The sequence below is a fragment of the Paenibacillus tritici genome (genome assembly GCF_013204885.1).
In the GTDB taxonomy this organism is placed as follows: domain Bacteria; phylum Bacillota; class Bacilli; order Paenibacillales; family Paenibacillaceae; genus Paenibacillus_AQ; species Paenibacillus_AQ tritici.
This window is the reverse complement of the sequence record NZ_JABMKX010000004.1, coordinates 88850-102069: the sequence shown is the minus strand read 5'-3', so window position 1 is coordinate 102069 and position 13220 is coordinate 88850. Positions and strand designations below refer to the sequence as shown.

The following is a 13220-nucleotide window of genomic DNA, read 5'->3' as shown; positions in this document are numbered from 1 at the left end:
GAGATGAAGATGCATTACGCAAAGCTTGGCAAGTCCGGCATGAAGGTTAGCCGCCTCTGTCTGGGAACGATGAATTTCGGCCCGGTTACCGATGAGAAGGAAGCCTTCCGCATCATGGATGCGGCGCTGGACGCCGGAGTCAACTTTTTTGATACCGCTAACGTGTATGGATGGGGCGAGAATTCTGGCCTTACCGAAACGATCATCGGACGCTGGTTCAAACAGGGCGGCGGACGCCGGGAGAAGGTTGTGCTGGCCACTAAAGTCTATGGTGCAATGAGCGATAAGCTGGATGGCCCGAACGATGAGGGCGGCCTCTCCGCTTATATTATCCGCAGGCACCTGGAAGCCTCTCTGCAGCGTCTGCAGACCGATCATGTTGAACTCTACCAGATGCACCATGTCGACCGCAACGTGTCGTGGGACGAGCTGTGGGGCGCCTTTGAGCTTGCCGTCAGCCAGGGCAAGATCGGTTACGTCGGCTCCAGTAACTTCGCCGGATGGGATATTGCCGTCGCCCAGCAGGAAGCGAAGGCCCGTGGCTTCCTGGGTCTGGTGTCAGAGCAGCATAAATACAGCCTCACCTGCCGCCTGCCCGAGCTTGAGGTCCTGCCTGCCGCGCAGCATCTGGGGCTTGGAATTATTCCCTGGAGCCCGCTGGACGGAGGGCTGCTCGGCCGCAATGCGCTGAAGAAGATTGAAGGCAGCCGCAGCGGCGGCAACGCCGAACGTGTGGAGCAGTACAAGAAGCAGCTGGAGGCCTTTGCCGAACTGAGCCTGGAGCTCGGCGAGCCGCAGGATAATATCGCCCTGGCCTGGCTGCTGGCGAACCCGGCCGTGACGGCTCCTATTATCGGGCCGCGTACGCTGGAGCAGTTCGAGAGCGCGCTGCGCAGTCTGGAGGTCGTCCTGGACGAGTCCGTGCTGAAACGTCTGGACGAGATTTTCCCCGGACCGGGCGGTGCAGCACCTAAGGCCTACGCCTGGTAAGAAGCAGCCTCTACCTCTGCCTCTTCCCAAGTGGAAACGGCCTTGCTGTCCTGTTAAGGACGGCATTCGTTTCAGCGAGAAATAGAAGGATAAGTTATCGTGTGTGCAACATATAAATCCTTATATTTTAACAATAAGAGCTGTTGCCCCGCAATTCCTTTGGGGTCAACAGCTCTTTGTTCCATTCATTATTGTGCCGTATCCACCGTTACCGAACCATTGCTGGTAGATAAGGATACCTCATGTGTTCCTTTGCCAAGTACAGCCGTGCCATGATCCTCGTCCTCGCCGTCCCAGGTTACATTTCCCTTAAGCGACCCATTGCTGGTATCCGCAGTGATCTTGGCATCCGTTGCAGCCGGAAGGCCAACCATAATCTTGCCGTTGCTCGACTTCAGCTCCCATCTGCCTGTGACAGCAGAGTTAACCGTAATCTTGCCGTTGCTGCTCTTGGCAGACAAGGCACCGTCAATGTTACCAAGCGTAATCGCTCCGTTGGAGCTAACCAGCTCTACATCCCCTTGTATATTCTGTACGGTCAATGTGCCGTTGCTGGTATGGGCCTTCACCCCTCCGGAAACGTCATGAATATCCATAGTACCGTTGCTCGTATCCACATTGACCCCTGCCGCCAGTCCACCGGCTTCGATGGACCCGTCACTGGTCTCCACCTCAATAGCCAAATTCTGCGGAACGCTGACATTCAGATAAGGAGCATTGTTATTGAATCCGATCTGGATATTGGAGAGCCAGCCTGATTCACCCTCCAGCTCCATGACAAGCGTATCGCCTTCGGTGGTGACTTTCCACTTACGCTCCAGCGCGCTTGCCGCTTCATTGTCAGTATTGCCCGGCAGCTCCAGCTTCCCTTCGTACTCCACTGCGTTACCTTGCACGCCCTCCAGCTTAACCTTGCCCTGGGGCAATTCAATTCTTACCGTCTTGATTTCCTGCTGCACTTCCACCTTGCCGTCCACCGGCACCAGCTTGGTATTGCCAAAGATACTGCTCAGTGAACCGCCGGCCAGGACGGTCTGCGCCCCGCTTGCAGCAACAAGCACGAGAATCAGTACAATGGCCCAGCCGCTCACACGATTTTTGACATCCGATTTAATGAAGAGCCGAAGCAGCATCTCCAGGCCGAACAGGATAAGCAGTACTGGCCAGATATAACCCAGCACCTCATAAGTGATAACACCATACTGGGCAAGTACTACAATAACCCCCACTACAATGCAGCCTATTGCGGCGGTGAAGCTGCCGATTTTCCATCTCCCCATCATTCATGTCCCCATTTCACTATACTTTTGAATTGTTCTTCAGCATTCTAAGTCCATAACCGATCAATGCAAGCGATAACAGGACCGCCCCGATGTTCATATCGTTCAGTATTCTCCAGAGGGTTGGAAATGCCGTAATGAGCATTAACAGAATCCCTGCTATGACGCAGCCGATGCCGACCCACACCGGGTTCACATCATCATGCGGATACACCGGAGGGGGCGTAATGCCCATGGTCCACGGGGCTCCAAAGCTGTCCGGGTGGAACATCATCCGTTCATGCTCGGCAGCGGTCACCTTCATCCAGGCCGCTTTTTGCAGCGCATCGAATAACTGGTAGAACCAGAGGGCTGCCAGCGCGAATGGAAACACTGTGGGCATGGACGGAATAAATATAATACACAGTGATGCTCCAATCATATACTCCAGGCCCATTTTTTTAAAGCCCAGATACATGTGGCCCAGTCCCGGAACCATGGCCAGGAGAAAGGTGAGCCAGCGTCTTTTCTTAATCATATGTTACCCTCCCAAAAGTATTATGGAACATCAGGCAGCAGTGTGCCTTGTATCCTAAACGTGCTTCTTCCGCATGGAATTGCCGGGAAAGCCGCTGTTGATCTACTGATTGTTGCTTTGCGGGCCGAACCAGGAGCTGACCGAAGTGGACATATGGCCGTTAATCTCGGTGATGCCGTAGGCAAAATTCTCAAATACGCCAAGCTGCAGCAGGAGAAACGTCAGGCCGACCGCTACGCCGTAATGCATCCAGGAGGTTCCTGTGCGCCGTCTGGACATCGTAGATTTGATCACCCGTTCTCTGCGTCCATTCTCCAGCTGGTTAATCTGAGCCATAACCTCCCCAGTAAAATCAGGGAATTCAAACGGTATCACAGGTTCCTGTCCGGTGCTGTCCAGTCCGGCTTCCATCTCGCTCCACATCAATGCAAGCCCCCGCGCTTCCTCAAGCCATTCTGCGCAGCCGGGACAGGACTCTACATGCAGGCGGATCGTATGCTGCGCCTCAGGTGACAGCTGTCCATCAATATAATGCGGCATCCATTCCTTTACTGTTGCACAATTCATCGCCATTCCTCCCCGCTTTTGCGCATCATCTGTCTGGCCCGATAGAGCTGCGATTCAACCGTTTTGACCGAAATTCCTTTTTGCTCGGCAATCTCCTGATACGAGTGACGCTGAAAATAGTACAGCTGCACAACCGACCGGTACGGTTCCGCCAGACTATTCAGGTTCTCACCCAGCTCCCGGGAGGCTTCTTTGCGAAGCGCTGCCTGCTCTGGTGTCTGTGAAGTCACCCAGTCATTCTCTGTGTAATCCGCTGCACTCCGGTGCCGCCATTCCCGGTCGTTGGCCCGTTTCCAGTCCAGACAGGTACGGTAAGCAATCCGGTACAACCAGGTGGAGAAGGAAGACTGTCCTCTGAAGGAGGGGAGGGCCTTATAGGCTTTGATGAAGACTTCCTGAGCCATATCCTTGGCGGACTCGGTTTCTCCTGTAATTTTGATGCATACACTATACACCATGCCTTGATAACGCGTCACCAGATTCCCAAAAGCCTGATGCTCTCCGCTAAGCACAGCAGTAATCCACTCCGTCTCTTCCAAGGTCGTTCTTCCCTCCTTCAGTTACATAACGTTAGACGCCGGAGCCCAGGGTTCCCCTGCAGGGTTTTTAAATTATTTTTATAAAAGCTACATCCCGATTAAAAATCAACGTCTGCAGCAGTTCCAAGGGAGGAAAACCAGCATCCTTGTCGAATTATGCTAACATTATAGGTTGTACCCGCTCAATCTATCCGATTAGAAAATAATTTTCCAAATTCTGTCCAATCTGCGACGTAATGCGGTAGAATACACCTTATCAACCTATGAGAAGACAACATTCCTTAATGAAGTGGTGGGATAGAAATGATTCAAGCCCTGCTGGTAGATGATGAACGGCTTGCTCTCATGAAGCTGAAAATGATGCTGGAGGAACTGACTACCATAAATGTAATCGCTGCTTATACGGATCCTTCCGAGGCGGTCCGTGCGGCTTCACAGCTCAGCCCTGATGTTATTTTCCTCGATATTGATATGCCCGAGATGAACGGGGTTCAGGCTGCCGAGGCGATGCAAAGATTATGTCCACAGGCAAGCATTGTTTTTGTTACTGCGCATAACAGCTACGCCATCGAGGCGTTTGAGCTGTATGCGCTCGACTATGTTCTGAAGCCGGTACAGCGGGGCCGTCTGCTGAAGACCATCGAACGGCTGGAGCAACGTATGAGCAATACACAACAGGATTCCCGCAAGCCTATTGAGACGGTAATGATCCGCAGCTTCCAGTCTTTACGGTTTGAACGAAACGGCCAGCCGCTGCCCAATGTTCGCTGGCGTACTTCCAAGGCACAGGAATTATTCGCTTATTTATTTCATAACCGCAACCGTTTTGTCAGCAAAGATACCTTAACCGATCTGCTATGGCCGGATTTCAATGCCAAGAAGGCCTCTACCCATCTTTATACAACGATATATCAGGTTCGGCAATGCCTCAAGCAGGCAGAGATTGATCTGCAGATCAGCAATGTCAGCGGGGGTGAAGGTTACACTCTGGAAACGGGCAGCCTGCTGATCGACAGCTATGAATGGGAGAAGGGCATTCTTACCCAGGATGCCATAAATAAGGACAACTTCGAAGAACATCAGCGGTTGTTTGATTTTTACTCCGGTGACTATCTGAACGATTACGATTATTTATGGGCCGAAGGTGAACGGCAGCGGCTGCGGACCATCTGGCTGCATCATGCCATGGGAATCGCTGAATTCTATATCAGCAGCGGCCGGATCGCGGAAGCGGTAACCGTGTACCAGCGGGTGGTTCAGCTTCAGCCATATTTTGAACAGGGCCACTTGGGATTGATGAAGGTCTATAGCAGCATTGGTGAGCGTTCGGCAGTAGAGGAGCAGTATCATATTCTGACGGATCTTCTGAGCCGGGAACTCAGCGTAGAACCGCCTGCCAACATTAAGCGCTGGTATGATGAATGGAGACATCTTAACCTCCGAAGTATGTAATTTTCTTATAAAAGAGCAAAGACACCCGCAGCCTTCTGCGGGTGTCTTTGTATGTTGCCCTATTCCCTTTGTCGCTGTCTCGTACTAAGAGATATCTTACATTTTCTTACGGGCATTGAATCTTCTAGAAAGCAGAACTCCCAGAAGAATCAATCCGCCGCCAGTCAGATACAGCGGGAGAGGACTTTCTTCTCCGGTCTGTGGAAGCTTGCCGGGAAGTCCATCGTTGCCGCCGTTGTCCGATGGTTCTGTAACCGTGCCCTTAGGCACTTCATCGACTCCAACTTCAATCGTAATCTCTTCCTCGTTGCCATCCTCATCCGTAACTACGATCGTGAATTTATCCTTGCCAGTGTAACCAGGATCAGGAGTATAGATCCATTTGCCATCCGGTGTGATCGTTACCTTACCATGCTCAGGCTCCTCGCCGATGCTAGGAATGCCACCCAGTGGAATCTCACCTTCGATAGGGATATCCTCAATCGTAGTCACCTGTGTAGCTTGCGGTGTCGGTGTGCTGACCGTTCCAGGCTGAACTGGTGTTGCTGATGGCGTCACCAACGGTGTTGCAGTTGCTCCAGGCGTGCTTGAAGCATCCGGAGTAGCTGTTGGCGCTGGTGTTGCAGATGGTGCCGGTGTTGGTGTACCGACAACTCCAGGCACACTTGATGTTACAGGCGTCGGTGTGGAATACACCGGCGGTGATGTTGGTACTGGTGTTGATGTTGGTACTGGTGTTGATGTTGGTACTGGTGTTGATGTTGGTACTGGTGTTGATGTTGGTACTGGTGTTGATGTTGGTACCGGTGTTGATGTTGGTACCGGTGTTGCTGTTGGTACTGGTGTTGCTGTTGGTACTGGTGTTGCTGTTGGTACCGGTGTTGCTGTTGGTACTGGTGTTGATGTTGGTACTGGTGTTGATGTTGGTACTGGTGTTGGTGTTGCTGTCGGTGCCGTTGTTGGTGTTGCTGTCGGTGCTGTTGTTGGCGTTGCTGTCGGTGCTGTTGTTGGCGTTGCTGTCGGTGCTGTTGTTGGTGTTGATGTCGGTGCTGTTGTTGGTGTTGCTGTTGGTACCGGTGTTGCTGTAGGCGCCGGTGTTGCTATTACTGTCTTCTGGTTTTTCACAGTCACAGTCGTTTCCAGTGTGGAATCAAAAGTGACCGGATGACGGGTAGAATCGAGATTATAACCAGTTGGCGCAGCAATTTCCTGCAGCGTATACGTTCCCGGCCATAGATTCTTAAAGGTTATTTCCCCGTTGATATCGGTGGTAAGTGTGTTAAAGACAGCTTCTGTTCCCCCAGCTTTGCGATAAAGTGCAAATGTTGCACCAATTAACTTGTCGGAAGGATTGGCCGAATCCACTTTAACAACCTTCAGGTTTTTTCTAATGCCTGTTCCCACTCCATCTGCGTCAGACAGTGCGACTGTAACATCCTTGCTGGTTTGTTTGGTAATCGTAGTTGAGTTTTCGCCACTTATATTCACTACATTGGACACTGTGTCCTTGTTGTTGGCTACAATCAGTGACTCATACTCCAAAATATATGGTTTCTCTATAGGAGCCTTGAAACTGAGTACAAACTGTTGTTTACCAAACTCAGGGTCTGTAGTGATGACCAGATCATAATCTGTTCCTTTAGTTAGCGGTGTAGACACCTTACTAACAGTACCTACCGAATCGACTGTAGTACCATACAGTTTGAACGATTCCGGAAGAAGGATTTGATTGTTACTTGGATCATCTACTATTTTGGCTGACTCAATGTAAGACTGATTGTGGTTAATATTCACAGTCCATTTAATGTTCAAATTGTTCTGTGTACCCGACTTTGTAACATATTCGCCGGCTTTGGGAATATTGAGCGAGGCCGTGAGATCTTTGGACTCCTCTTTTGTACCACTATACAGGTTGGCAGTGTTGTTCATCGTTGATGTGTTAATCAATTGGCCTTTAAGGCTTGTTTTAAAAGTAATAATATAACCCATTGTGATCGTTTTTGTGAAATCTATTTGCAGCTGTTTGCTCACTTCATTATAGGTAACATTATAATCTGTATCAGGGACAAGCTTAATTGACCCTGGGGAATAAGTTCCATTTCCGTTAACATTCATAGAGTATATTTCCACAGAAGAAGGCACGAATTTTTGATTATCCTGCAATTTATCTATTACTTTAGCATTTGTAAGTGAATGCCGGTTATAGTTCACCCCAACCGTCCAAGTAATTTCCTTTTCTTGTGCATTGTAGCTTCCACTCTTATAACCGTTGGCTTTCTCTTCAGGGTTAGGATTGAAGTTTGCAGTTACAGTTTTTGTTTTAACTACCGAGGAACCAGGATAATTCCATTCCACCTTCGCTTGATTCTCAAAGTTGGCATCGTTTGTAAGCCAATCGTAGTTCAACCACTTATTATCAAAATAAGTATCATAGCTTATGGTATATGGTCCAGTGATTGGTGAACTGAATACAACATCAAAACCTGTAGTATTAACTAGATTCTCAATAGCATAACCCGTGGTGATCGTAGATGTACCTTGCTTAACAACAATAGTTCCAGGAATAATTTCCAGTCCTTTATTGGTGAAAACATCCTTAACCACTACATTTTCCATCGTATGGCTGTCACCATTAATAGCCACTGTCCAAGTAACCTTTTTGCTGTTGTAGTTTACTTTTGCAGACTTATTAATAATCACCTGATTAATAGTTTTTTCTTTTTCTATAGTTGTAGATCCAGAAGTAACCGAATTCTTAATAGTCTCGGGTCCTTCAACTCGGTTAATCGCCTTTGTCTGGTATTGGATTTGGTAGGCACTGTTGATATTTTCATTGAACTTCAGTTCAAATCCGTTCTTCCCTGGCTGGGTTGCTGGAGTGACAGTATAATTACTGACCTCATTGGTTCCAACTGTTCCTGCCGCACTGTTCAGGAAACTTACGGGAAATACCTTTACGGAGCCCTGTACTAATTCCTGTGAGTCATTGAAATAATCCTTTAACACAGCATCATCTTTGAGGACCGATGACTCATTATAGTTATAATTGATCTCCCAGTAAGTTACCTGAGTTGCAGAATTATAATCAGATGATTTCTTGTCCAGATAAGCCCCTCTAGTAACTTTCACTGTTGCTGATGCAGGAACAGGATCTAAGTTTGTTCCACTAAATGAAGCATTATTCGTAAAGCTTGTTTTCGTTGCATCCGTGATATCGGTCGTGAACTGAACACGGTAAGCTCCAGTTATTGGCGAGTCATTGAATGCGACATTCAGATTACCCGAAGGAGTTGTAACGGAATATTTAGAGCTTGAAATTTGAGACCCTAGAGTAACTGATCCGTTCAGCTTCACATTCAGATCATATACCTTCACATCCAGCGGATTGGTCAAAGTCAGACCTGCAGGAATCGTATCCATGACATTAGCTCCATAGACACTATCCAATACTTTATTTACATCCACACTCCAAACAATTTGTTTAGCATTTACGTTACCTGAGTTAGTTCCTTTAGGAACACCGCTTTTGGAGATTGTCGAGTCTACTTTAGGCTCGAAAGTAATTGTAACTGTCTGATTGCCTCCGTCAATAGGGAAAACAATCGTCTGTACCGTTGTTTCAGTAAATTTGGTCATATCAAAGGAGGTTTTGATTGTAAAGGCACCATGCACTCCGAAGAACTTATCAACTTCATTGCCCAAGGTCATTACAACCTTGTTCGGGCTGCCTTTAAGTACATCGAAGTACCCTAGGTCCATTCCGTCAGCCTGAAGTGGTACATTTTTAATATCTGAAGCGAGCACAAATTTGTCCGGCAAATCAAAGGAGTATGTATCCCCCCCTTTATAATTGTGGTTATCTGGAAGCTCCCAATTATAGGTAAGTTTAACTTCAGCTCCCTGCTTGTAGACTACATCCGTTACAGGAACACCATTGTCATAGACTGACATAGTCACACTTGTAATAAGTGGATCTGTTATCTCTGTCCCCCCCGCATTAACCTGCGAGATGAGACCAAAACTGTTGGCAAACTGTGTAAATAGCATGACTACAATAATCCAAGCGCCAATTGTCTTTTTCTTCATATAGTTATTACCTCTCTCTCTTGCTATAATCGTTCACTATTCTCTGCGGCTATTTCCCCGCTATCTCTTGCCCTCTCCCCGATCGTCCCCCTATCCCAGATATGTATGTGGACCTTCCATTTCGCTAATAAAGCACTTCTGTAACTGTAAAGGCTGCTACTGAACATTTTCTGAACAAGATTATGAGATACATCATAGATAAAAACAAAAATAAACACCTTTTACGATAAAAAAGGTGTTTCAAATGCATAATATGAGGAATCCATAAAAATTTGTGAATTAAAATTCATTTTTCAGACTAATCTTGTTCAAACTTTTTCCGCTCAAACTTGTTTCAATAGAGGATATTCTGGATTCTCCGCCTGCATTCTCGCCAAAAAAAGATTTTCAACAGATTGTTGAACAAAAAAAAGAAGCTGTCCCCGGAGAAGTCGTGCTGGTCCGGTGAAGCTTCATTTAGGTTTGTTGAGCAATTACAGGTTAGCATGTTCCCGCTTGGTGTATGTCTTACGCTTCTCAATCAGCTTGTTCAGTGCATCCAGATAGGCTCTGGCACTTGCCTCCAGAATATCGGTACTAAGTCCGCGGCCCTGTGCAGCAACCTCGCCTTGAGAGAGCACGACATGGACCTCGCCCTGGGCATCCTTACCCCGGCTGACGGCTTTGATCGAATAATCCCCAAGTGTGACTTCTTCCCCTGTGGCCTGGTCAATGGCATTATAGATCGCGTCTACCGATCCGTTGCCTTCAGCCACAGCGACAATCGGCTGCGGGTCCTGCCCGTTAATAATAACTTTGGCTGTTGGCGTAGCCTCATTACCATACGTAACATATATGGTCTGCAGACTGAAGGTCTCAGGCGTATCAATCAGCTTCTCTTCCAGGAGAGCCAGAATATCTTCATCCGAGACTTCCTTTTTCTTGTCCGCCAGATCCTTGAACTTGGCAAAAGCAGTATTCAGATCTTCCTCGGCGACCTCATAGCCAAGATCACTCAGCTTGTCACGGAAGGCATGACGGCCGGAATGCTTGCCGAGCACCAGCTTGCTTTCTTTGAGGCCAATGGTCTCCGGTGTCATAATCTCGTAGGTGGTCTTCTCCTTCAGCATACCATCCTGATGAATCCCGGATTCATGGGCGAAGGCATTGGCGCCGACGATGGCCTTGTTCCCGGGTACTACCATCCCGGTTAGCTTGCTGACCAAGCGGCTGGTACGGGAAATCTCCGAGAGGACCAGAGAGGTTCTGGCTCCGAAGTATTCACTCCGGGTCTCCAGCGCCAATGCTACCTCTTCAATCGCTGTGTTGCCTGCACGTTCCCCGATCCCGTTGATCGTGCCTTCAATCTGATCTGCACCATTCTGAATCGCAGCCAGCGTATTGGCAGTGGCCATACCGAGGTCATTATGACAATGGGCGCTAAGCTGAACCCGTTCGATATCCGGAACAGTGTCCTTCAGGAATTTGAAGATAGCGCCGTACTCCGAAGGATTCAGGTACCCTACCGTATCTGGAATATTCACTACATTCGCACCCTCACGGATCGCCATAGCTACCATTTCTGCCATGAAATCACGCTCGGTACGACCGGCGTCCTCCAGCGAGAACTCCAGCTTGGGAAAATACTTCTTGGCATAGCGGATAGCCGACTGCGCCGTTTCCAGCACCTGTGACTTATCCATGCGCAGCTTGTGCTGCCGGTGTATCGGTGATGTAGCCAGGAAAATATGAATACAAGGGTCCTGTGCCCCCTGCAGCGCTTCCTTAACCGCATCAATATCACTCTCTCTGGAACGGGAGAGACCGATTAACGTAACGTTCTTGACGGCTCTGGCTACCGCGTTAACCGCAGCCAGATCTCCCGGCGAAGCCGCAGGGAAGCCTGCTTCCATCCGGTCAATCCCCAGCTTCTCCAGCTGATAAGCAATTTCCACCTTCTCACGCGTATTGAGGTTCACACCCGGCGACTGCTCCCCGTCACGCAGCGTCGTGTCGAACACATAAATTTTCCGCATGCTGAGCACCTCCTGAAGATTGTCCATAAACCCTCAAATGCGGCCCGCAAAATTACGGCCGCATCTGAGAATCACACTATGGTTACTTGTATTCTTAAGTATATGATTTTATTTCTTGATCCAGTGCATCATTTCGCGCAGCTGGCTGCCAACCACTTCTACCGGATGAGCGGCTTCATTACGGCGGGTAGCGGTCAGGAAGGCACGGCCGGATTGGTTCTCCAGGATAAAGTCGCGGGCGAATTTACCTTGTTGAATATCAGCCAGCACTTCTTTCATGGCTTTCTTAGTTTCAGCTGTAATGATGCGTGGTCCGGTTACATAGTCACCGTATTCTGCAGTGTTACTGATGGAATCGCGCATGCTGGACAATCCGCCTTCATATACCATATCAACGATCAGCTTCAGCTCATGCAAGCACTCGAAGTAAGCCATCTCAGGCGCATATCCGGCTTCAGTCAATGTCTCGAAACCAGCCTTGATCAGTTCGGACACACCGCCGCAAAGTACAGCCTGTTCACCGAACAGATCCGTTTCGGTCTCTTCACGGAAGGAAGTTTCGATAACTCCCGCACGGGTACAGCCGATACCTTTGGCATATGCCAGACCAATAGCCTTAGCATTGCCGGTTGCATCCTGTTCAATAGCGATCAGGCCGGGAACGCCGAAGCCTTCAACATAAGTACGACGTACCATGTGTCCCGGGGACTTAGGTGCTACCAACAGCACATCCGCATCCTTAGGAGCAACAATCTGTCCGAAATGTACATTGAAGCCGTGAGAGAACATCAGAGCCGCGCCATTCTTGAGGTTCGGTTCGATATCATTCTTATATACGGATGCCTGTGTTTCGTCCGGCATGAGGATTTGCACCACATCAGCACGGGATACTGCTTCGGCTACAGACAATACTTCAAAACCGTCATTCTTGGCAGTTTCAAAAGATTTGCCTTCACGCAGACCGATGACAACCTGAAGACCGCTGTCACGCAGGTTCTGTGCCTGAGCATGTCCTTGGCTACCGTACCCGATTACTGCAATTGTCTTTCCTTTTAAAACGCTAAGTTCTGCATCCTGTTCATAGTACGTTGTAACTGCCATTGTCAAAATCCTCCTTTAATTTGGGACCCATCGTAAAGAGCGGGTGCTTCAAGAACACTCTCCTGTTAGGCTTATTCTATTATAGCGTGCTCCTCAAGCCCCCGCTCTTTAGCGGGCAAAGTCTGTCCTAATCTTAATTAAATTAATGCACACAAGCAGTAATTCGTTAAAGCTGTAAATTGTGACGATCAGGCATTCCCGCGGATCATCGCCGTTACTCCTGTCCGGGACAGCTCCTTAATGCCATAAGGCTTCAGCAGCTCAATCATTGCATCGATTTTGGTAGTCTCTCCGACTACCTGCACCAGCAGGCTTGCCGTACCGATATCTACTACCGAGGCACGGAAGGTCTCGACTACGCCCATAATCTCAGGCCGCTCGGACGGCTCTGCCTTGACCTTAATAAGCGCCAGCTCACGGGCAACCATAGGCTTGGAACCCAGATCAACCACCTTGATTACATCAATCAGCTTGTAGAGCTGCTTCTCGATCTGCTCCAGAGTATGCTGATCACCTAATGTTACTATGACCATCCGGGACAATCCGACCTCTTCGGATTGCCCAACCGTAATACTCTCAATATTGAACCCCCGGCGGCCGAATAATCCGGATACCCGCTGCAGCACGCCAGGCTGGTCATTTACAAGCACAGCAATCGTATGTCTCATCACTG

At 48.8% G+C, this 13220-nt stretch carries 10 protein-coding genes; 2 read left to right on the top strand and 8 right to left on the bottom strand.

All coding sequences use genetic code 11. The features are described 5' to 3' along the window. The first annotated feature begins 9 nt into the window (after positions 1 to 9). Positions 10 to 990, top strand: coding sequence for an aldo/keto reductase (locus HQN87_RS08110; RefSeq protein WP_173131367.1), 981 nt, complete (start codon positions 10 to 12; stop codon positions 988 to 990). A gap of 188 nt (positions 991 to 1178) precedes the next feature. On the opposite strand, the gene HQN87_RS08105 is transcribed toward HQN87_RS08110, so the two are convergent. The 4 genes from HQN87_RS08105 to HQN87_RS08090 form a co-directional block, all read right to left on the bottom strand. Further along, positions 1179 to 2273: a DUF4097 family beta strand repeat-containing protein gene (locus HQN87_RS08105; RefSeq protein WP_211722458.1), complete on the bottom strand. Its 1095-nt coding sequence runs from the start codon at positions 2271 to 2273 to the stop codon at positions 1179 to 1181. Positions 2274 to 2289: 16 nt separating this feature from the next. Then, positions 2290 to 2787, bottom strand: coding sequence for a hypothetical protein (locus HQN87_RS08100; protein WP_173130457.1), 498 nt, complete (start codon positions 2785 to 2787; stop codon positions 2290 to 2292). 102 nt (positions 2788 to 2889) lie between these two features. Beyond that, on the bottom strand, positions 2890 to 3354 hold the full coding sequence (locus HQN87_RS08095; RefSeq protein WP_173130455.1) for a zf-HC2 domain-containing protein: 465 nt from the start codon (positions 3352 to 3354) through the stop codon (positions 2890 to 2892). Further along, entirely contained in the window at positions 3351 to 3893 is a 543-nt protein-coding gene (locus HQN87_RS08090) for an RNA polymerase sigma factor (protein ID WP_173130453.1), read from the bottom strand. The genes HQN87_RS08095 and HQN87_RS08090 overlap by 4 nt, the downstream gene beginning before the upstream one ends. Before the next feature lie 303 nt (positions 3894 to 4196). Here HQN87_RS08090 and HQN87_RS08085 point away from each other — a divergent pair, with 303 nt between their 5' ends. Beyond that, a complete protein-coding gene (locus HQN87_RS08085) occupies positions 4197 to 5345 on the top strand; it encodes a response regulator (RefSeq protein WP_173130451.1) in 1149 nt (382 codons plus the stop codon). Positions 5346 to 5441: 96 nt separating this feature from the next. Here the strand turns inward: HQN87_RS08085 and HQN87_RS08080 are convergent, their stop codons facing one another. The 4 genes from HQN87_RS08080 to ilvN all read right to left on the bottom strand — a co-directional run bounded on the left by HQN87_RS08080 (position 5442) and on the right by ilvN (position 13215). Next, entirely contained in the window at positions 5442 to 9431 is a 3990-nt protein-coding gene (locus tag HQN87_RS08080) for a collagen binding domain-containing protein (RefSeq protein WP_173130449.1), read from the bottom strand. A 473-nt stretch (positions 9432 to 9904) separates the two neighbouring features. Next, positions 9905 to 11446 carry a 2-isopropylmalate synthase gene (locus HQN87_RS08075; protein ID WP_173130447.1) on the bottom strand — a complete coding sequence of 514 codons (1542 nt, stop codon included), beginning with the start codon at positions 11444 to 11446 and terminating at the stop codon, positions 9905 to 9907. A 108-nt stretch (positions 11447 to 11554) separates the two neighbouring features. Then, a complete protein-coding gene (gene ilvC, locus HQN87_RS08070) occupies positions 11555 to 12547 on the bottom strand; it encodes a ketol-acid reductoisomerase (protein WP_173130445.1) in 993 nt (330 codons plus the stop codon). A 188-nt stretch (positions 12548 to 12735) separates the two neighbouring features. Then, the gene (ilvN, locus tag HQN87_RS08065; RefSeq protein ID WP_036727931.1) at positions 12736 to 13215 is read right to left on the bottom strand and encodes an acetolactate synthase small subunit; all 480 of its coding nucleotides are present in this window, start codon (positions 13213 to 13215) and stop codon (positions 12736 to 12738) included. Positions 13216 to 13220 lie beyond the last annotated feature (5 nt).